A 19,896-nucleotide genomic window follows, 5' to 3' on the forward strand; every position below is an offset into this window, starting at 1 on the left:
GACTAATTGCCCAGAACAGCGAAGTCGCTCTGCTCAATTACACGCGCGACAGCATCACTTTCCGGCAGTCTCTGGTGCATCTCTCGCAGGTCCACCCAGAAACGCTCTCCCCAATACTCCTGGCTCACGCCATGGATAAAGATACTAGCCGATTCATGGTTGATTGCTACAAAGTCGTGGGTCACGAGGGATTGGACGTAGTACTCGACGCTTTCGTACGGTATCTGGAAGATTCGACCAGCCTCGACAATATCTAGCCGCAACTTTCCGCCATCCAGCACCCCATGGGTCACTATGACAGCCAAGATCCTGCGACTCAATGGTGCGAGTCTCGAGAGTCGATTCTCTAGGTGCTGCAGAAAAGGAAGGTCGTGGGCGAACTCCTCCGCACCATGCCCCGGCCAGAGAGCCGAGTTGTCACGCGTCGGCATGGTTGAGGCGATCTGCTGAGCGGCCGTAATCGAATCCTTAATTTTCTCCGCCGCATTACTGAATCGATCCTCGTGCTCACTCTTCCATGTGACTAGCTTATCGACGGAGAAGTCTTTCCAAAGCGAGTCGATAGTTTTATGGTGGGGTTCACAAAGCAGGATGATGTTCTCGAAATCGTCATGGGTTCCCGCCCCCGGGGGCAAATCTTTCTCGCCCCGAGGTCCCGCCTTCTTTGCGCTCACGATATGGGCGCGCTCCGCCACATAAATACCGTGCTCATTGAAGAGTCGAGCCGTGCATAGCTTAAATGCGCACTCATTACCGGACAGCATCCAGAGCTTCCGACTGACTGCATCCGTAATCGCCACGGCAGTACATTACCTCATGTCGTTACTCTGAGTGGTCGGCTCATCACGCACCGAGGGACGTCGGGGCAGCGTGTGAATCGTTTAGAGGAGACCGAAGAAGTCGTCGGTCCAATCCGAGAATCCCGGGTTGTACCGGATGATGCGCCACGGGGTTGGGTGATGCTCGAAGACATGTTCCAGCTTCTGGGCGGCCGGCACCGCCAGGCCGTCGTCGAGGAGCTGGAACCGTGCGACGACGCGAGGGTCGTCTGACTCGTCACCGGGCTCCACGGGAGCGCGCGGGTCGTGGGTCCGATGGATAAGCCCAAACTCCTCTAGCTCGTGAAGGCTCTGGTAGCTGGTCTGGGTCACCCCGTATTTCAGCTCGCGTACCGACTGGGCGCGTCCGACGCCGTCAGTGGAATGCGCTCGACCCAGGTTGGTCGCCGTCGCGGTATGGCGAATCATCATGTAAGCGGTGATCTCAGGCGGGGTGAGCAAGTGCGCCCAACCGTTCAGCCAGAAGTCCACGGGTACCTCGAGACCACCGTCTGCGCGGGTGAACTCATGACGGCTGCCGTCTTCTGCCAGTGGTCGCCACCCCATCCATGACTGCCGCCCGTTCCGCTTGCGTGCGAGTCGCACGAGGCCCAACTCGTCGAGGCGACCGAGTGCGGCAACGAGACGACGACGAGCGTCTGCAGGTGAGGTTGGGTCGGCCATGAGACGCCCCCACGACGGCGCCTTCGAAGGGGTGCCGACAACGTTCTCGATGCCACTCCAGTCGGGACGGTCGTCGGGCGTCGAGCGGAAGGTGCCAACGGCCAACGCCATCAGCTCCAGGGTCATGGCCCATCCGCCGCGATGCACTAGGCGGCCAAGGGGCGGTCTCTGTAGGACCTTCTCGCGCACGGCTGCCCCGAGTAGACCTGTTTTCCGCTGCGGGTGAAGTGCTGGATCCGGGCCAGGTAGCTGCGCGTCCTGGATGTCTGTGAAGACGAAGGCGGGCCTGAGCCAGATGGAGTCGGCCTTATCCGCGGGCCCGACCCGCTGCTCTTGGCGGAGTGTCCTAGTTGCCTCCGTGACCGCTGGACGGCGCTTCTGCAGCAGCTTCCTTCGAGCGCGGCGGTCCGTCCGGCCCCTCTCGCCAGCGGCCTCAGCCCACAGCTGGTGGCGGCGTTGATCGGGGGTTCGGCTGTCCTCGGACTCGGAGGGTGCCACACGCACCGCAGCGAGACCTCCATTCACCGGTGGAGCTACGACTGCCGGAGCTCCCTATACATCGAAGACTCGAAGCGTAGCTGTATAGGGAGCTCCGCGCGTCTTAGCTACTAGCTCCACACGTTGTCGCCTGGTCGAGGGCCTTCCCCGGAGAGTCAGTCATGTCGACGGAAGCACCTGGAGCGGGGACCCACGCGCCAGCTGGTAAGCGTCGGCGTCGGGAGGCTGTCCGCTTCGCATGTGCGGACAACCTGCCGACGCTGCGGTGATGGGCGGCCACCCACCACCGCAGCAAGCGATCACTCACCTGTTGGTACCTCAACCGGAAAGGCGGCGCTCATGTCGCGACGACCTTCGCATTGCCAGTGCACCACGTCCTCAGTGCCCAAGGCCAGAGGGTGGGGCTTGCTCCTCACACAACGACTACTGGCCTGGCTACTGCTGACCGCTGGTGCCGTTGTGGCGGTGGGCGGCCTATTCGCCAAGCAGACGGATGCGATGGCTACGGCCGGCGGGTTGCTGATCTCAGGAAGGATGTTGCTACCGAGGAGGCCGCGGTTCGTCCAGAGCCCCGACGGTCGGCGGGAGGAGACGATGCCTGGTCCTGGCCTCATCTAGCGGCCGAAGCGCGTCAGCGGAGCGGGCTGTCTCGCTCCGCTGACGCTGGCCGCGCTGTGCACCCTGAACCCGCACCTAGACGACGCGCGCAGCAATCCCGCGGGTGGTGCCACGGCGACGCCGCAACTGCGCTCGGGCCACACCCGCCACCATTCGCGGACTGAACATGGCGGTTGGCGGGCTCACTAGATGCCCGACACGCTGCATGACCTCGGCAGCCGGCAAGCTCCCGCGCATCGCCAGTCGGCCCACCTGGTCCCCCCACGCTCCGATCAGCGCCTCCTGTAGACGAGCCGGTTCGGAGCTGGTGGCGTACATCCGGTCCTGGGAGGTGGCCATCGTCCACGGCAGGTTGGTGACCTGGGCGATCTGCCGCTGTGTGGTGGAGGTCGACCGGCCAGCTCGCAGCGCGGTGCGCAGTCGCAGGCCCTGGCATGCGGCGACGGTGATGCCGTGGCCGTAAACCGGGTTGACCGCGCACAGAGAGTCCCCAACCGCCAGCAGCCCCTGCGGCCAGCGGCGGACGTCCTCGTAGCGGTGACGGACGTTCGCGGTCTGGCGGTGGACCGCGACCTCGCCCACTGGGGTCATCTCCCGCACCGCCTCCAGCGCGGAAGTGGGCGGCATCGAGGCCAGGTGCTGGTCGAAGGCGTCCTCGTCGCGTCCGGGGCGGTCGGCACCGACCCCGACGGTGGTGACGAGCCACTGTCCGTCTTCGATGGGTCCGACCATGCAGCCGCGGGGCCGGGTCGGGCTGATCATCATGAGCACCCCTGGACCTGGGGCACGGGTGCTGGTGTAGCGCCGCGTGGCGTAGCCGACCTGCGCATCGACGGTGACGGTCTTCGCTTCAGGGACGCCTAGTTCCGCCAGCCACGTCGGCAGCCTCGAGGACCGGCCAGAGGCGTCGATGACCAGTTCAGCTCGCAGTTCCTCGGTGGCGTCGGCGTGGTCGTAGGACACCTGCCAGGCCCCGTCAGGGGTCTGCGTCAGGCCGTTGACTCGGGCCCGGGTGGTCATGGCTACCCGGGGCATGGCTTGGACGCGGTGGCGGATGGTGTGCTCAATCAGGGGGCGGCTAGCGCACAGCAGGTCCAGGCCGTAGTCCCCGATCGGCGCCCATCCGTCTGCGCCCAGCAGCGGCATCCGTCCCATCTGGAAGTGCGGTGCTCCCGCGGCGCTCAACTCTGCGCCGACGCCGGGGAACAGCTCCTCCAGGGCCAGGCGGCCTCGCATCAGCAGGATGTGGCTCTGGCCGCTCTGGGGCACCCCACGTCTGGCTACGGGCCCATCGGGCAGGGCATCGCGCTCGAGGAGAGTCACGCGCCATCCGGCGGAGCTCGCTGCCGCCGCCGCGCACAAGCCGGCCACGCTGGCTCCGATCACCACAGCGTGTCCGGGGGTCGAGGCGCGGCTCGTACGGGGAAGACTCACCACCCCATCCTCGGTCATCCATCTCCTCGCCCACGAGCACCCCGCGGGCCATCACGGAGGCGTGTGGTGCGGACGCAAGAACGGGCCGACCCCGGGCATGAAGGCCGACCCGATCGAGCGCCGCAGCGAGTGCGGCCTACCGGCTCAGCTCGCCGCGCTGCTTCTGCTGGGCCCCGGTCCCACGGTGCTTGCGAGCCTTGGGGGCACCGCGATCGGTGTCCTTGACGGCGTCGCTGGCGGGTCTGCCCTGCGCGACGTCAGCGGCCAGGTGGGCAGCGACCGTCTCGGAGTCGATGCCTTTGGCCTCCAGAGCTGCGGCGACCCCACGGCGACGCTCGGCGCTGGCGTAGAGCACTGCGGACTCACCGCGAGCCGCGCCTGCACCCTGCGCGGCGTGCTCCTCGGCCCCCGGCGCCGGGGCTGCCGGCCTGGGAGTGGCGGCAGGACCACCAGCCTGCATCCAGGGGTTGCCCGTCGTGCTGGGCACGTCGTTGTCGAGGGGCGAGGCATCGGCGCTCTGGCTGTCCCGCTCGGCCGTCACGGGGGCCTGCGCGTCAGCGGGGGAGGTGGCGTCTCGCTCACGATCAGCCCCACCGCGCAGCTGCCCGCGGATGAGGTCGCGCATTCGCTCCGCGCTGCCCTCAGCGCCGAGCGGCGCACTGCCCGCGCCGGCACGCTCTGCGCCGACGACGGCGGCCGCGGCGACGACAGCGGCGGCGTCGACGCGGGGGTCTGTGCTGTCGACCCCGGTCGTAGTGGTCTCGCTGCGTGCTGCTTCCGCGCGGCGGTCCTCCTGCGCGGCATCGGCGGTCAGGCGCTCCGCCTCGGCCCGGTCTGTGGCCTCTCGGCGCCGTTCGGTCTCTCCTTCCAACCGAGCGCGGTCGGCGTCGTCGAGGAGCTGGGGGAACTTCGCGGCGATGGCCTGGTCCACGTCGTAGTCGCGACCAACCCAGCCCTTCGCGTCGCCCAGTTTGGTACCGGCAGCAGGCTGAGTGTCGGTGCTACTGGCCATCTGCTCCAGCTGCGTCAGCGCCTGGTCCTTGTTCAGTCGGACCCGATCGAACGCCTCGTGACTAGTCTCAATCCACTCCGACGTGGGAAAGACCTGGGCGGCCTCAGCCTGCCGCCGTGCGGTCTCCGCGCCAGCTGCCTCGGCTGCCACCGCGGCGAGGTAGGTCTCGGGGTCGACGTCGTAACGGGTCCGCATCTCCGACCGCACCCGGTCTTGCGCCTGCGCCGCTTCGGGCAGCTCCGACGCCCACGAGCGCGCCGTCGTGTAGGCGTGGGCGATGTCCTGCGGGGTAGCCCGCTCCCACCACTCGTTGCGGTGCACGTTGGCCAGCTCGGCCTGCGCCGCACGCTGCTCCGCAGCCAGCCGCGACGCCAGCTCCTTCGCCTCCCGCTCGGCGGCGACCTGCATCCGCCGCAGCGCCTCCTCACGTGCCCGCAGTGCGACTTCTGCCAGCTGCGCAGCCGTGGTCAGCCATACACGGAGCTGACCTTGGACCGTCTCCTCGATCCCATCGCCTTCGGGCATCGCCGGCTCCTCTCCTAGCGTTCCTGACCGCGGTCCGCGGACGGGTTGGTGTGCTGCTTGGCGCGCTGGTCGGCCAGCTTCGACGGAAGGGGCGAGCCGGGGCGTGGTGCCTGCGGGAAGGCCGCGTTCATCCGCTCCAGCATCTCCTTCACCTCCGCACTCACCGGCGGTTCAGCCGCGGGCTCGGGCTGGGCGTAGGACGCGGGCCGCTGCAACGTCGCGGTCGCCGTAGCCGGCCCGCTGCCCACCTCGGCGGCCCCACCCGCAGGCCGCGGTGCCGGGTGCTGCGTGACGCTGTGCGCGGCGCGGACGCGCATCAGCTGGGCCCGGGTCTCACCGGCCAGCAGCCGTGCTTGGTGGTGCTGCTCGCTGACCACCGCGTGGTCGTAGACGGCCTGGGTCAGGCGCAGCACGGAGCTGATCAGCGCGGCCTGCCCGATGGGTCCTTGACCGCCTCGGCTGACGCTGGCCGCGAGCATCGCCAGGCCGGTGATGGCGTGGGTGCCGGCCTTGGATGGGGGAGTGGTGCGCCGGTAGGTCTGCGCCGAACGGGACAGCGCCTCGGCGGCCGCGGCGAGGTCACCGGGCACCGCTTCGGTGGCCGTGGACCAGGCCGCCAACGCCCCCGCGGTCTGGCGCGCGACGGTCGCCCAGGTGTCGCGGTCCTGTACCGGAACCTCGCGCAGTCGGTCGACGAGCTCGCGCAGCTTGGCGTCCTGCTCGGCCCACTCCTGCGGGGTGACTTCGTGGGTCTCTCGGCCCGCTGCCACGACGCGGCGACCGCGCTTGGCGGCGGTCCATTCCGCGGCCGCGGCGCTGGCGCCGGTGGGGGTGTCTTCCCACTCACTGCGCAGCCGGGGAAGGGTCAGGTCGCGGCCCAGGTGACCGCCGCCGTACCAGATCGGGCGCTCACCGTGCTCGGGCCTGGCGGCCACGGAGTAGCCGGTGATGACGTCGGTGGTGCCCTCCGCGAAGCGTGCCCGCACGAGGAGCCCGGAGCGGCGCATTCGGCGCACGAACTCGGCCTCGTCGGCGGCCGCGGTCGCTGCCGCGCGCACCCGCAACGCCAGCGCTTCACGGGGCTGAGCGGCGCGCAGCTCAGCGGCGATCCGCTGCTGGCGCTGCGCACCACTGAGCTGCTCCCACGCCGGCACCGGTGCACCCACCGGCAGGCCCGGGACGACCGTCCCGGCCGCGCGCGTGGTGCGCAGGCGTTCGTGCTTGGCCTGCGCACGGGCGCGTGCCTGGGCCTCACGCTCGGCGGGCTTGAAGCCACGCGTGGAACGCTCGGCGGTGACCGACTCCAGGCGCTGCAGCCCGTACTTCACCTCCAGCGCCCGCGAGGCGGTCTGGGCGCTCTTGAAGTCGTTGTGCACCGACGCCTTGGTGCCGTCCTCACGGACCAGGTTCACCGCCAGGTGGACGTGGTCGTTGCCGTTGCCGGAGACCCCGTGGCGCACCGCTGCCCACCGGCACGCAGCCTTTGTGCCCTGGTGGTCATCGAAGCCCATCGCGGTGACGATGTCGCCGGCGATCTCGGCCCAGCGCTCGTCGCTGAGCATCCCTTCCTCAGCGCTCAGCGACAGCGAGCAGTGCCACACGTGCCCGCCGGGAATCTCAACACCGAAGGCCTTGGCGGGCCGGTCCAGGTGACGGGCGATCGCCAGCGCGGAGTCGCGGTCCAGCTCGTTGTCGCCGTACCAAGTCAGCAACGCTTGGTCGCCCGCGACCAGGTGCGGTTCGGTGTGCTCGTTGGTCCGCCCGGGCCCGGCCAGGTACACCAGCAGACCGGCCATCCGGTCCCCGCGGACGACGTTCGGCATCACCGCCGAGACACCCCACTCCCCGGTGCCCCAGTAGACGGCAGAGTGACCGGTGCCGGCGTGGCCGGGATGCCGCTGAGCGCGTCCACCGTCGCGTCGATCCGCTCCGCGGTACGGCGCACCGCGCGAAGCGTCGCCGCCAGGTCCTCGCCCATCTCGCCGGTGGCGTTGGTGGCCCGCGCGATCTGGTTGACGTTGTTCGAGATCGCCGCCAGCAGGCGGTGCACCGCGAACAGCTCAGCCAACGCGTTGCGCCGCTCCGTGGGGGTCTCCGAGGTCTGCGCCGACAGCGCCGACTCCACCAGCAGGCGAGGGATCGTCACCCGCTGCGCCAACGCCAACCGCGCCAGCGTCCCCTCCTCCTCCGGCGTCACCTTCACCTTGTGGAAGTACTGACGCCCACCCGCCGCGTTTGCCCGCCGCCGGCGCGCGAACAACCGGCCCCCCGGCCCAGAAGCAGGACCCGGTGCTGACCCGACCTCGGGGGCAGCGGGGGAGGCAGACGCAGGGGTGGATGCGGACGCAGACACCGACGCCTCCAGCGTGGTCTCAGCCTCCACAGACTCACCCATGCCCTGCCCCTCTCCGGCCCAGCGCAGCGACCCCGCCCACGGGGATCACACGACCAGTGTGCCCTCTCACCGACCGCAGGTCGAGAGGGACAGGCCATTTAGGGAACCTAAATGTATAGCTTGCTCCGCCCGGGGCTCCGGTCACTCGTCTCACCGCGACAGCGGGGAGACTCGCGGCAAAGCCGCGACGGGACGGCCACCAGGCCGCTGCCCTGTCTCGACTCACAGAAGAGAAGTCACTATCCTGCGGGTATGAACAGAGGACCTCGCATCGAAGATGCCGTCGCGCGCGCGACGCGCTCGAACGACGCCCGGATCGCCGCAGTTCGCGCCTTGGCGGAGGCGCTCCAGAGCGCCGCCGACGTGCGAGACGAGGGGGAGCGAAAGCTTGCGTCTCTTCGTGAGCAGGTGACGTTGGAAGTCAGCGCCGCAGAGGCCGCGGGGGTCAAGGCACATCGCGCCGCCCTGAGTGCGGGTTGGACTCCGGAAGAGCTGCGAAAGATCGGCTTCACGGAGCCGGACAAGCAGCGCCGAGCGCGTGGGGCCCGGCGTACCGAGGTCGACGGTGCGAGTAAGTCGCCGGACGTGCGCAACCGCGAAGCCGTCAGTGCCTGAGTCCGTGGTGGAACATCACCTCGCGGCGGCGTCAGCGCGCCTTCCGGCGGCACCAACCGCGGCTGGACCCCGCGACAGGAAGCCGCCGCGTGCCCTCGACGACCTGGAGCACGCCGCGCCAGAGGCGACCGCACACGACACCATCGACCTGGCTCGCTGGGTCGGCGGTGGCGATGCTTCGTGAGCCCCCAGGAGCGTCCCGTGGAACGGCTGGACGGCGACACCTTCGTTGCCGATCTGCCCGGTCAGATCGGCTACCAGCCGGCGCCTGGCGCGGTCGTCGTCAGCGCGTTCAGCGCCTCCCACCGCTTCCAGTTCAACGCCGTCGTCGACCTCCCCGAAGGCGGCGACCGCACGGCCCTGCTTCAGGACGTCGCCGCTCAGCTTCGGCGGCCCCAGCGTGAGTACGAGACCGCGATGATCGTGCTCACCGGCTACGGCCCAGCAGGCGACGTCAACGCCGCGCAGCTGCGCACCGCGCTGACCGACGGGCCCACCCACGTGTTCTACCTGGCGCACATCGAAGGCACCCGCGTACGGACCCTCGCCCACGACGACGTGGCGTGGTCGAGCTCGCGGCAGCTGCCCGACACGGCGGCGCGCACCGTGCTGCGCGAGCGCGCCACACCCGCGGCCAACCGTGAAGAGTTCAGTGCCCGCTACGCACCCCTGACCACGGCCACCTTCACCGCGCTACGGCCCGACCAGGCCGACGCCATCGGCGTGCACGCCAGGCCGTCGCTGCGCGCCGACGTCGCCGCTCGCTACCTCGACCAACTCGCGCAAGCGCGCGGTAGCGACCCTGCCAAGCAGGCCGTCCTCGCCCACCTGGTCACCGTCGACCTGACCACCCGTGACGCGGTCCTCGTCGCTGCGGCCACCGACAGCGCACGGGTCACCGCACTCATCGACGTCTACCGCGGCGCGCCCCCTGAGCTACGACCGGCGTGCGCTAGCGCCGCGGCCGCGGCCATGTTCATGGACGGCGCCCCTCTCAGCGCCGTCAGCTCCGTCCTCGCCCACGCCGACCGCACCGGGCCGAACGCGTCACTGACCGGACTGGTCGAAGCCGCCGCGCACGCCGGCCTCAACGGCCACCAACTGCGCGCCGCCGTCACCGCCGACTTCACCGACACGCTGCGCGTCGCCGACGAACGCTGGACCGTCGCCGACATCGCGCGGACCTCCGCAGCCGCCTTCCCCAGCGCAACCTCGCGCTCTACCCAGTCACGCTCAAGCGCAGACGCGGCCAGCGAGCAGACCCGCCAGACCGGGCCGTCGCCACGCCCCACATTCCCCACCGCCAGCCCTACTGACAAGCCTCCGCTTGAGCGTTGAAAGTCGGCTCCTCACGCGACGGACGGCCCGCGCGCGACGGGAACAACGCGCGGGCCGTCTGCCTCAGGATGCCGCGCGCAGGGCACCGACGCCCGGCTACCAAGAGGCGCTGCAGCCACCTGGGCAGCGCGGTGTGCGTGAGTGCCCCCTGATGTCTGTGGACGGCACGAGCTCCCACCGCTTCGCGGCTCGTCCCGCCCACAGGGGGATAGCGGGGCCCATCAGCCCGGCTGCACACCGCCAGCAGGTGCACCACTCCGCGTACCTCACCACAGGCATCCGCTGGCCGTGCACAGCCTCACGTCGGGGTGGTCGACGGAGACCGCGTACTGCTGACGCCCGGCCGGTGGCTCCCGGCTACCGGTGGCACCTGCCGTAGCGGGCTGCTTCTCGATGCTGCAACGCAGCCGTGGGCTGAGAAAAGCGCCCTAGAGGAGCGGATCAGACTCCACCGATACGAGGACGAGTCGGTCGCACCGGCGCCACCGCCACGGTGACGGGCGCGGTGCCGATGAAGGTCCACGGCAACGTGCGGTCATCGACGTCATCGCTCGCCGCCGCCGCGCTGGTCATGACGATCGCACTCCTGAGCGCAGTCAAGGCGTCGTTGAAGTAGGCGGCGGTGAAGGTGACCTCCAGGTCCGTCCCGTCGCTGACGCCGGTGACCTGACGGAGACGTCGTCGAGGTGGAACCCGAGGCCGTCGTGGACCGTGAGGGTCGACACCTCACCTCGGCAGAGCTGGACGCGGGACTCCGGCCCGAACCGGATGGCCTGGTCCCGCGCGGTCCGCCCCAACCTGCTCGACGCGGCCCGGGTGAGGTCGATGCGGCGAGGCCCAGTGACGAGCGCTGCGTCCAGGCTGGGTGCGTCGACGGAGCTGGTCGGTGGCCGGGCGTTCAGGTGTCCAAGGAGGTCGCCCCCAGGACAGTGCTCACGAGGGCGCGGGCATCGGCGTCGCTCGTGGAGGCTGCGGGCGGACTGGACGTCGTGGCGGTAGCCGACGCTGCGGCGGCCGCCGTGGTGGCGGCCGCCGTGGTGGCGGCCGCCGTGGTCGTGGCCGCCGTGGTGGTGGTGCTGCTCTGGGTGAGACGTGCCTGCAGCAGCTCGGCGGCGTTGGTGAGGGCGTGCTTGCGGCCGGTGAGCTGGGCGAGGATGCCGGCGGCTCGGCCGTGGATCGCGCGGACGCTGCGCCCGTGGACGGCGGCGACGTCGTCGACGCTCATCCCCTGCCGCAGCTCCTCGAGCAGCGCGAAGGTCTCCTCCTCCGCCCACGGCTGCCCGTGTGCGCCGCCCACGGCAGCCGCGGCGGCCGGTGCGCGCTCGGCGGGCAGCGTTGCGGCCGGGCTGGCCGCTGATGCCGCGATCGTCGAGCTGCTGGTGGGTCGGAGGGTCCTCGACTCAGACTCGGCCGAGCTCACGGTGGACGACGCGCCGGTGTCCTGGCGCAGGTCGTGCAGGCGCCGAGCGGTGCTCTTGCGGGAGCGCTTCAGCTGCGCGGCGAGCTCGCTGGTGGGGATGCCGGCGTGGATGGCGGCGCGGACCTGGTCGTCCTCGGCCGGCGTCCAGATCGCACCGGTGTGCGGGGCGAGGGCGAGGACTTCGGCGTGCTGGCGCCGACGAGTGGTCGCCAGTGCCGTCGCCCAGTCGTAGTCGCGATCGGTGAGCAGCTGCTCGCGCAGCCACTCCACCCGCTGCTCACGCTTGAGGTGGGAGGTCTCCTCCGGGGTCATGCGGGCCGCTCGGGCCAGGATCGCGGTGGGGGTGCGCTGGTGGGCCGCGGCGAGGTCGTCGATGGTCAGTCCGTCGCGCAGGCCGCGCACGAGTCGGGCCTCCTCCTCTGGCGTCCAGTACGCGATCCTCACGGACCTGATTGTGCCCGTCGAGGTGTCACCGACCCCTCGGTTCACTCCCGATGCGGGCGGGCGGACAGACGGGCGGGCGGACGGGGCGACGGCAGCGGCAGCGCGCTGAGTGCGGGCTCGCCGGGGCCTTTCGGAACCCTTGCGTGGACTCAGCGGCTGGGGAAGTAGAGGGCGCGGCCCTCCCACGCCGTGCCCGCGGCGGCGTAGGCGTACGGCGGCTACGGCCAGGCGCAGCGCGGCGACGTCGTCGCTGACTGGCTTCGTAGCGGCCGGCTTGGCGGTGGCGGTGTCGTTCATCTCGTGTGGTCCTTCCAGGTCGCTAGCCAGATCCGGGCGGAGCATGGCGAAGAGTGGTCCGGCGCTTAGGCCGTTGCGCTGTTGGTGCGGTGGTCCAGCAGTTCGTCCACCACGCACCCCGCGTCGGCGCCGGTAGCCACGGCCACTGCGGCCAGGCACTGGCCCATGTCGAGGTCGTCATGGACGGGGTCGATGAGGCGGACGGCGGCGCGCACCGCGTTCAGCTGGCTGGTGTCTTCGTGCAGCCGCCCGGTCCAGGGGGTGACGGCGTCGCGGATGAGGCTCAAGACCAGGGGCGTGTGCTGGACGTGCTCGAGCAGCTCGGCCAGCTGGGTGCGGGGCAGGCTCGCCGGGTCGCCCCCTTCGGGCAGGGTGACCTCCAGCAGCCGCAGGCCGCGGGCGGTGGCGAGCTCGAAGGCCCGTCGAGCAGCGCCGCGCCCTGCCTTGTCGCAGTCGAAGGCGACGGCCAGGCCCCGACGGCCCAGGCCGCTGGTGCCCAGGCTGGTGTCGTGACCCTGGCCCGTGGTGTTCACCTGGAGGACGTCGTGGAGGAGGTCGAGGTGCTCGCTGGTCAGTGCGGTGCCGCAGCTGGCGATCCCGACGTAGCTCCCGGCGCCGGCGAGGGTGATGGCCAGGGCGTCGGTGGGACCTTCCACCAGGACCGGCAGGGCACCGGCGCCCAGCAGCCGGCGGACCTGCGGGGTGAGGCCGTAGAGGACCTCACGCTTGCGGTACAGGGCGGTCTCGCAGGTGTTGAGGTACTTGGGCAGGTCGTGCCCAGCTGCGGCGGCCGCGGCGCGGTCCTCGTCGAAGGCGCGGGCGGTGAAGCCGACGACGTCGCCGGCGGCGTCGTGGACGGCGAAGGTGATGCGGGCGCGGAAGCGGTCGATGAGGTGGGTGGTGCGGCTGCGGACACTCACCCCGGCGGCGAGCAGGTGCTCGTCGGTGTAGCCCAGGCCCTGCAGGTGGGTGGTCAGTGCGGTCCAGCCCTCGGGGGCGTAGCCGATGCCGTCGGCGGCGGTGAGGATCGGCAGGCGGCGGGCGGCCAGCGCACGCCGTGTGCGACGGCCCGCGGTGGGCTCAACCAAGCAGGCGCGGAAGAAGGTGGCGGCGTCGGCCGCGACGGCGCGCAGCACTGCCAGCTCGTCCACGGTCTCCTCCACGACATCGGTCTCGGTCATGTCCTGCTCCACGGTGGAGGGATCTTCCTGGAGGAACTGCACGGGGATGAGTCCGTTGGCCGCGGCGCGGTCGCACGCCTGCTGCAGAGCTCTGCTGATGAGGCGGTTCCTGCACTCGGTGCCACCGCGGCGGACGGCCGTAGCCGCACCCCGTGCGTTCGAGCGCGACGCGGGCTGGATCTTGAGCCAGACGCTGCGGTGGGTGGGGGTGGCGGTCATGGCGGGTGTCCTCCTCGATGACTGTTGGCTGCTGTGGGCTGCTGGCTTCAGAACCAGTGAGTGAAGCTGGGCGTGAGGGCGATGTCGACGGTTCCCGTGAGTGCGTCGATCACGGGATGAACCCGATTTAGACACCCCAAGGGCTTCATCGACCCCTGTCCTATTCTAGCGGTATAGCGCTGTACCGCAACGGTTTACGCTGGCCGCGGTCGACACTTCTTGCTGCACTGTCGTCAAGCAGGAGTGGTTGCGTCAGCCAGGACGCGCAGTCGGTCGGGGCGAAACCCACTCCAGTGCTGCTGCTCGGTCGTGGAGGTTTCCTCGTGCGGCTGGTGGCCGGCCGGGGCGTCGGTCACCACGACGACGGGGGCCTGGCTGTAGCCCAGTTCCTGCGTCACGCAGTCGTGTGCTCGGGTGTCGGTGCGGATGTCCACGACCTCGAACGTCACCCCGGCCTGCTTCAGGACGTCGACGCTCAGACGGCACCGGATGCAGGTGGGACCACTGCTGTAGACGGTGATGCTCATGACGGGTTCCCTTCCTAGGGTTACTGAAACGGCGGATAGGTGAGACGGAGAGGAAACGGTGGTCGGCGCCAACTGCGCCCGCCGACCAACTCCCTCCCCCTCCCGGCGTAGTTCCACGCGGCCGCTGTAGAGCGCGACGGTGTCACCCGTAGGGCGCGGGCTAGCCCGCGAGTCGAGGTCGCCGGCGAAGAGCGAACGATCTTGGGTCGCTCGCGTCTTCAGCGACGAGGGACGAGGAGCAGCGAGGGGACGAAGATGGTTCGGCGCAGCGGGTCGAGCGCAGCTCGCCTCGGCTTGGCTCCGTCGTGCGAGCGGCCACGATGGAACGCCGGGAGGGGAAGGGATGCAAACAGGGACACCGGCCCGAAGGGCCGACCGACCGGGCGAGGCACGAGCCCGGCCAGCACCGCAGGTGCGCCGGGAAGACGCAGGAGGGCTGGGCTGGGGGGAGCGCGAGGGGGCGCGCAGCGACACCCCCTCGCACCGGTAGCAGCGCCGGCCCGCAGGGCTGTCGGCACCCGCGACGTGCGCGGCGCGGAGCCGCCTACACCCGGTGACAGCACCGCATGACGGACACCGGGTGCAGGCGTCTGCTCCTACAAGATGTCGAACAGCTTCGTCTGAGCGGGGTCGACGTCGAGGTCGGTGACGCTGAACTTGCGACCCTGGCTGCGCAACCGTGCTGCGACCCGCTGTGCGGCCTTCTTGTCCAGTCCCTCGTAGAACTCACCCGCCTTCCCACTTCGGTAGTCGTCTGGGTCGCCGGGCACCGCCAAGGCGTAGATGTTGTAGCGGGGCACACCTCTGGCCATCGCAGGTCTCCTTCGCTGGGGTCGGGGTGGCACCAGGCAATGCCGCCTCCTAACCGCCGCGCGTGCGGCGGCCGGGCCCGTGAGTAGGTCTCAGGCGCGCAAGAGGTCACGCAGGAAGTCCGCCCCCTCGGGGAGGAAGATCAGGTGCTCGCTCATGCTGCGGTGCGCGAACCCCCCGGCGGCGTTGACCGTGGCGGGGTCGTTGACGTTGCCGACGCACAGGGTGAGGGTGCGCGGGCGCCGGCAGTCGGCGTAGCTGACGCTGAGGTGGACGCAGTCGTGGGGGAGGACGTCCATGCCGGGGGCGATGTTCGGGGCGAACGCGAACTCGGCGGTTCCGGCCACGCGCAGCAGCTGGAGGATGGTGTCGGTGTGGACGCCCAGCGCGCCGTCGAAGACGGGCAGGGTGACCAGGACGTGCACGTCGGGTTCACCGTCGGTGTAGGTCACCCCGGGTAGACGGTCCTCCGGCTGCTCGTCCTGGCCGGTGCCGTCGTAGGTGTCGGGGCGCAGGAAGTAGCAGGACCGGTCGATGAGGTTGAGCGCCTCGATGGGGTCCATGACCCGGCGGGCGGTGCCGACCTGGGCGTAGAAGCCGAACGGCTCCTTGTTGTTGCTGGTGAGCTCATCGACCGCGTTCCACCACTGCTCGGCGGCACCGGTGTGGGAGTCGATGCCGATGACGTGGGCGGTGCTCATGGTGTCGAGGTTGTTCAGCGCGATGTAGCTGCTGTACTCGGCGTCCTCGGGCATGGTGGGTCCTTCCGTGGGTGTGTGAACAGGTGGCCGGTGCGGGGACGTGAGCTCTCGACGGCTGTCGCCGCCGACCGCTCACCGCCCCCTCCCGGCAAGTCACCTCGAGACCGACGTGAGGGGCTGTGACACCCGAAGGGCGCGGGCTCGCCCGCGAGTCCAGGTCTGCCCCGAAGCGCGAACGATCTTGGGCCGGTCGCGCTTTTCGCGACGAGGCACGAGGAGCAGCGACCGGCCCAAGATGGTTCTCGCGTAGCCGGTCGAGCGCAGCGAGCCTGGACTTGGCTCAGCACCGGGGTCGGTCACGATGAGACGCCGGGAGGGGCAGGAGCGAACAACGCCGGCCCGAAGGGCCGACCACCGCGAGGCACGAGCGCCAGCACCGCAGGGGCGCCGGCCTGGCGACGAAGGAGCGGCCGGGCTGGGGGGAGCGCGAGGGGGCGCGCAGCGACACCCCCTCGCACCGGACGGAGACCCGACCGGGTGGCATCACGCCCGGGCCGCGGCGGGCGGGGGAGACACCCGCAGGGCGAGGGCGCAGCCCGAGAACCGGGAAGGCGAAGCCCGAGCGGCAGCGAGCCGGTTTGTCACCCCCACCCACCACGGCCACGATGACCGCCCGAGGAGCGGTCACCGGCCCGCAACCAACACCGCCGCCGCGAAGCGGCGCCCGCCCCCTGCGACGAAGGAGCAGGGCACCAGCTGGGGGGAGCGCGAGGGGGCGCGCAGCGACACCCCCTCGCACCCGGTCGCCGGCCCGCGGGGCCGCCCGCCACCCGCGCCAGCGCCAGCGCCAGCGCCAGCGCGGTAGTAGGTGGCACCCTTCGCCCTGAGCAAGCGCGCCGGCGGGTGTCGGCGGCACCCCGGGCGTGTAGGGGGTGCCGCCGCGGTGTGCCGTCAGGCGGTGAGGATGCGGTCCAGGGTGGTAAGGGTGGTGCGGTCGAGGTCGTCGACGCCGCCGGTGATGGCGCGCTGCATGTTGCGCTCGGCGCGGCCTGCGCCGCGGACGGTCTGCTCGTGGTGGACGTAGGTGTTCACGGCTTGCACCACGCCCCAGGCGGTGCGGGCCCACGGGGACACGCGGGCGTCGTGGTTCCAGAGTCGGCGCAGCGCGTCCTGCTTGGTGACGGCGAGGGTCTGGGCGCGGCCGGGCCTGGAGGGGATGGGTGCGGTGGCGGCCAGGAAGGCGCTCCACTGGGCGTCGGTGACGCTCTGCTCGCACAGGGCCTGGACTTCGGCGGTGAAGTTGTCCGCGGTAATCTCCAGTAGACCCAGCGCGTCGCGGGCGTCCTCTAGGCGCATCTGGGAGTAGCGCGAGTGCTTGACCTTGTACTGCGGGCCCCGCTCGCGCAGAGCGGTGCTCATGGTGTTGTCGCAGACCACGTTGGTGGCGACCATCTTGTAGGTGGTGGCCAGGCTCCCGTCGTGGCTGGTCGCGGCGAGCAGGTTGGGGCGGAACTCCACCCCCTGCCGGGTGGTCAGGTTCTCCGGTGCCTCCACCGACACCCATGCCACCGCGCCCCGGCGCAGTACCCCGGCCGATCCGATGGTGATGGTGTCGCTGAGCAGCGGCGACACGCTTTCCACCAGCCACTCCCCGAACTGGTGGATGGTGTAGCCGTCGGTGAACAGCCCGAACACGTCGCCGGTGCGGCTGTGGGTGATGGCCTGGCGGTCGTTGACCTGCGCGTAGCGGATCGGGGCGCCGTCGGGGCCGATTGCGTCGGCGGTGATCAGGTCGGTGGGCAGCGCGACGTAGACCGGCCTGGCCTCGGCGGTGAAGTCGAACAGTCGGCGGGTGACGTCGGCGACGGGGATGGCGCCCGGGTAGTGGTTGGACTGCTCGCCCTGGTCCTCCTGGCGGTAGTGCCAGGCGTGGCCGCGCTTGTCGGTGAAACCGATCAGCGTGGACGTGTTCAGGATGGCGAGGGTTTCACGGGACATCTGGTGTTCCTCCGTCTGACTGTGCGGGTGGGTGGGCCGGAGCGAGGACGTGAGCACCCGACGGCTGCGCCGCCGACCGCTCACCGCCCCCTCCCGGCAAGTCACCTCGAGACCGACGTGAGGGGCTGTGCCACCCGAAGGGCGCGGGCTCGCCCGCGAGTCCAGGTCTGCCCCGAAGCGCGAACGATCTTGGGCCGGTCGCGTCTTTGCGACGAGGCACGAGGAGCAGCGCCCGGACCAAGATGGTTCACGCGTAGCCGGTCGAGCGCAGCGAGCCTGGACTTGGCTCAGCACCGGGGTCGGTCACGATGAGACGCCGGGAGGGGCAGGAGCGAACAACGCCGGCCCGAAGGGCCGACTACCCGGGCGAGGCACGAGCCCGGCCAGCACCGCAGGTGCGCCACTCCGAAGGAGTGGGCTAGGGGGAGCGCGAGGGGGCGCGCAGCGACACCCCCTCGCACGTCCGCCAGGACCAGGACAGCAACCGACCGGGCTGGAGCCCCCGGCCGCTCCGTCGTGTGGTGTGGGCGGTCGGGGGGTCGGGTCAGCCCCAGCAGACTTCTACGGCGCTGGGGATCGTGACGTGGCCGTTGCAGTCCGTGCACTCGAAGTGGTCGGTGGTGTAGTTGTGGTCGTCTTCGGAGACGCCGACGGACAGGTCTTCGCTGTGACCGTCGAGGCCGTAGTCAAGGTCCACGAGGGTGTTGTACGGGGTGGAACGGTCAACTTCGGCGAGGGTGTCGATGGCTGCACAGTGCGGGCACTGCAGGTGCGGGGAGTCGGTCTGCTCTTCCGCCTGAACAAGGGTGGCCTCTCGCACGTCGGGGGCCGTGGTGATGATGAGGCCCACATGGGCGGCGATCGTGTCGAGGACGACGCGGATGACGGGGTTCACGTGGTGCTCCTCTCGGGACGGATTGCTGGGGGGTCGGGGTGCGGTGCGCCTGAGTGGTCGGCGGCGGTATCCGCCGCCGACCACCGGTGGTTCAGCTGGGCTGCAGGGTGGTGGGGTCGAGGATCTGCAGCCGGGTGAGGGGGATGCCGCGCAGGTAGCGCCCGCTGTCGCCGCCGAGCTTGACCAGGCGGGCTTGGCGGTCGCGGACGCTGACGACCACGAAGCGCGTGCCTGCGGGGGTAGCTGTTGGGCCCGAGGATGGTCACGACGGCACCGAAGTCGGGCTCGATGACGCTGTTGGCCGCGGCGGTCGCTCGTGCGGCTGCTGCGTCGCCGGTGTACGGCTTCCACAGCTGGGCCGGGCCGCGCAGGCCCTTGCTGCCGTCCAGCGGGGTGGCGACGTAGTTGCGTTCGCTGGATCGGCTGGGGCGCTTGGTGATCTCGTAGACCCGGTTGGTGTCGTGCTTGTCGCCGACGTAGTCGGGGTGCAGAGTCACCAGGTCGCCGATCTTGTGGTCGTCGGCGAACACGGGCAGGTCGACGATCTGGACCTGCGGGGTGAGGTCGGTCATGGTGTGGTTCCTTCCGTTGTGGCAGTGCTGGCACCGGGCGGTGCGAGCAGGTGACCTGGAGAGCGCGAGGTGGGGGTGCGGCGGCTGCGCCGCGACCGCTCACCGGCCCCTCCCGGCGAGGTCGATCAGGGCCGGGGCAAGCGCGACGTAAGGCACCCGTAGGGCGCGGCGTAGCCGCGAGCCGAGGTAGCCCCGCAGGGAAGACGATCTTGGTCGGGCCGCGTGGGGTGAGCGAGGGACGAGGGAGCAGCGGGGCGCCCAAGTTGGTCTGGACCGCAGGGGTCGAGCGCAGCGAGCTCGGCTTGCCGTGTCGCGTGCTCGGCCAGGATCGGACGCCGGGAGGGCAGGGCCACTGAGGCGCCGGCCCGAAGGGCCGACCGACCGGGCGAGGCACGAGCCCGGCCAGCACCGAAAGTGCGCCACTCCGAAGGAGTGGGCTGGGGGGAGCGCGAGGGGGCGCAGCGACACCCCCTCGCACGTCCGCCAGGACCAGGACGGCGACCCGACCGGGTGGCATCACGCCCGGGCCGCGGCGGGCGGGGGAGACACCCGCAGGGCGAGGGCGCAGCCCGAGAACCGGGAAGGCGAAGCCCGAGCGGCAGCGAGCCGGTTTGTCACCCCCACCCACCACGGCCACGATGACCGCCCGAGGAGCGGTCACCGGCCCGCGACCAACACCGCGGCCGCGAAGCGGCGCCCGCTCCCTGCGACGAAGGAGCAGGGCAGCAGCTGGGGGGAGCGCGAGGGGGCGCGCAGCGACACCCCCTCGCACCCGGTCGCCGGCCCGCAGACGTCCGAGGAACGAGGACGACGAGGACCGCCGACCCGACCAACACCACCGGCCCGCCAGGGCCGCCCGCTTCCGCGCAACGCGCGATGGGGCTGCTCGCGCCGA

General features: G+C 70.6%; 17 protein-coding genes. 2 read left to right on the forward strand and 15 right to left on the reverse strand.

Features of this window, described 5'->3' with window-relative positions; translation table 11 throughout:
• Positions 1-2: 2 nt before the first annotated feature.
• The 6 genes from F1544_RS12300 to F1544_RS12325 form a co-directional block, all read right to left on the reverse strand.
• Complete coding sequence (locus F1544_RS12300) at positions 3-800, reverse strand: HNH endonuclease (protein WP_167585750.1); 798 nt, start codon at positions 798-800, stop codon at positions 3-5.
• 81 nt (positions 801-881) lie between these two features.
• Entirely contained in the window at positions 882-1,628 is a 747-nt protein-coding gene (locus tag F1544_RS12305) for a hypothetical protein (protein WP_167585752.1), read from the reverse strand.
• A 1,065-nt stretch (positions 1,629-2,693) separates the two neighbouring features.
• Positions 2,694-4,070, reverse strand: a complete 1,377-nt coding sequence (locus F1544_RS12310; RefSeq protein ID WP_167585754.1) for an FAD-dependent oxidoreductase — start codon at positions 4,068-4,070, stop codon at positions 2,694-2,696.
• Positions 4,071-4,188: 118 nt separating this feature from the next.
• Complete coding sequence (locus F1544_RS12315; protein ID WP_167585756.1) at positions 4,189-5,589, reverse strand: hypothetical protein; 1,401 nt, start codon at positions 5,587-5,589, stop codon at positions 4,189-4,191.
• 14 nt (positions 5,590-5,603) lie between these two features.
• Positions 5,604-7,412 carry a relaxase/mobilization nuclease domain-containing protein gene (locus tag F1544_RS12320; protein WP_208971760.1) on the reverse strand — a complete coding sequence of 603 codons (1,809 nt, stop codon included), beginning with the start codon at positions 7,410-7,412 and terminating at the stop codon, positions 5,604-5,606.
• A complete protein-coding gene (locus F1544_RS12325) occupies positions 7,412-7,792 on the reverse strand; it encodes a MobC family plasmid mobilization relaxosome protein (protein WP_208971761.1) in 381 nt (126 codons plus the stop codon). The genes F1544_RS12320 and F1544_RS12325 overlap by 1 nt, the downstream gene beginning before the upstream one ends.
• 444 nt (positions 7,793-8,236) lie before the next feature.
• Here F1544_RS12325 and F1544_RS12330 point away from each other — a divergent pair, with 444 nt between their 5' ends.
• Complete coding sequence (locus tag F1544_RS12330) at positions 8,237-8,599, forward strand: hypothetical protein (RefSeq protein ID WP_167585763.1); 363 nt, start codon at positions 8,237-8,239, stop codon at positions 8,597-8,599.
• A gap of 201 nt (positions 8,600-8,800) precedes the next feature.
• A complete protein-coding gene (locus tag F1544_RS12335) occupies positions 8,801-9,937 on the forward strand; it encodes a DUF4192 family protein (protein WP_167585765.1) in 1,137 nt (378 codons plus the stop codon).
• 441 nt (positions 9,938-10,378) lie between these two features.
• Here F1544_RS12335 and F1544_RS25395 read toward each other — a convergent pair whose 3' ends face one another.
• The 9 genes from F1544_RS25395 to F1544_RS12375 all read right to left on the reverse strand — a co-directional run bounded on the left by F1544_RS25395 (position 10,379) and on the right by F1544_RS12375 (position 19,001).
• Complete coding sequence (locus F1544_RS25395) at positions 10,379-10,510, reverse strand: hypothetical protein (protein WP_280114759.1); 132 nt, start codon at positions 10,508-10,510, stop codon at positions 10,379-10,381.
• Positions 10,511-10,835: 325 nt separating this feature from the next.
• Entirely contained in the window at positions 10,836-11,801 is a 966-nt protein-coding gene (locus F1544_RS12340; RefSeq protein WP_167585767.1) for a hypothetical protein, read from the reverse strand.
• A 362-nt stretch (positions 11,802-12,163) separates the two neighbouring features.
• The gene (locus F1544_RS12345) at positions 12,164-13,498 is read right to left on the reverse strand and encodes a toprim domain-containing protein (protein ID WP_167585769.1); all 1,335 of its coding nucleotides are present in this window, start codon (positions 13,496-13,498) and stop codon (positions 12,164-12,166) included.
• 233 nt (positions 13,499-13,731) lie between these two features.
• Positions 13,732-14,025, reverse strand: a complete 294-nt coding sequence (locus F1544_RS12350; RefSeq protein ID WP_167585771.1) for a glutaredoxin family protein — start codon at positions 14,023-14,025, stop codon at positions 13,732-13,734.
• A gap of 596 nt (positions 14,026-14,621) precedes the next feature.
• A complete protein-coding gene (locus tag F1544_RS12355; RefSeq protein ID WP_167585773.1) occupies positions 14,622-14,795 on the reverse strand; it encodes a hypothetical protein in 174 nt (57 codons plus the stop codon).
• 132 nt (positions 14,796-14,927) lie between these two features.
• Entirely contained in the window at positions 14,928-15,590 is a 663-nt protein-coding gene (locus F1544_RS12360) for a hypothetical protein (RefSeq protein ID WP_167585775.1), read from the reverse strand.
• Between the two features lie 897 nt (positions 15,591-16,487).
• Positions 16,488-17,534: a DUF932 domain-containing protein gene (locus tag F1544_RS12365; protein WP_167585777.1), complete on the reverse strand. Its 1,047-nt coding sequence runs from the start codon at positions 17,532-17,534 to the stop codon at positions 16,488-16,490.
• Between the two features lie 544 nt (positions 17,535-18,078).
• Positions 18,079-18,429, reverse strand: a complete 351-nt coding sequence (locus F1544_RS12370; protein ID WP_167585779.1) for a hypothetical protein — start codon at positions 18,427-18,429, stop codon at positions 18,079-18,081.
• On the reverse strand, positions 18,426-19,001 hold the full coding sequence (locus F1544_RS12375) for a hypothetical protein (RefSeq protein ID WP_167585781.1): 576 nt from the start codon (positions 18,999-19,001) through the stop codon (positions 18,426-18,428). The genes F1544_RS12370 and F1544_RS12375 overlap by 4 nt, the downstream gene beginning before the upstream one ends.
• Positions 19,002-19,896 lie beyond the last annotated feature (895 nt).

The organism is Kineococcus rubinsiae, from assembly GCF_011839805.1.
Classification (GTDB): domain Bacteria; phylum Actinomycetota; class Actinomycetes; order Actinomycetales; family Kineococcaceae; genus Kineococcus; species Kineococcus rubinsiae.

Excerpts from the sequence above, each read along its gene's own strand:
- F1544_RS25395 (WP_280114759.1), bottom strand. The coding sequence starts at position 10,510 with ATGACCAGCGCGGCGGCGGCGAGCGATGACGTCGATGACCGCACGTTG.
- F1544_RS12365 (WP_167585777.1), bottom strand. The coding sequence starts at position 17,534 with ATGTCCCGTGAAACCCTCGCCATCCTGAACACGTCCACGCTGATCGGT.
- F1544_RS12375 (WP_167585781.1), bottom strand. The coding sequence starts at position 19,001 with ATGACCGACCTCACCCCGCAGGTCCAGATCGTCGACCTGCCCGTGTTC.
- F1544_RS12330 (WP_167585763.1), top strand. The coding sequence starts at position 8,237 with ATGAACAGAGGACCTCGCATCGAAGATGCCGTCGCGCGCGCGACGCGC.
- F1544_RS12315 (WP_167585756.1), bottom strand. The coding sequence starts at position 5,589 with ATGCCCGAAGGCGATGGGATCGAGGAGACGGTCCAAGGTCAGCTCCGT.
- F1544_RS12360 (WP_167585775.1), bottom strand. The coding sequence starts at position 15,590 with ATGCCCGAGGACGCCGAGTACAGCAGCTACATCGCGCTGAACAACCTC.
- F1544_RS12310 (WP_167585754.1), bottom strand. The coding sequence starts at position 4,070 with ATGACCGAGGATGGGGTGGTGAGTCTTCCCCGTACGAGCCGCGCCTCG.
- F1544_RS12345 (WP_167585769.1), bottom strand. The coding sequence starts at position 13,498 with ATGACCGCCACCCCCACCCACCGCAGCGTCTGGCTCAAGATCCAGCCC.
- F1544_RS12350 (WP_167585771.1), bottom strand. The coding sequence starts at position 14,025 with ATGAGCATCACCGTCTACAGCAGTGGTCCCACCTGCATCCGGTGCCGT.
- F1544_RS12320 (WP_208971760.1), bottom strand. The coding sequence starts at position 7,412 with ATGCCGAACGTCGTCCGCGGGGACCGGATGGCCGGTCTGCTGGTGTAC.
- F1544_RS12305 (WP_167585752.1), bottom strand. The coding sequence starts at position 1,628 with ATGACCCTGGAGCTGATGGCGTTGGCCGTTGGCACCTTCCGCTCGACG.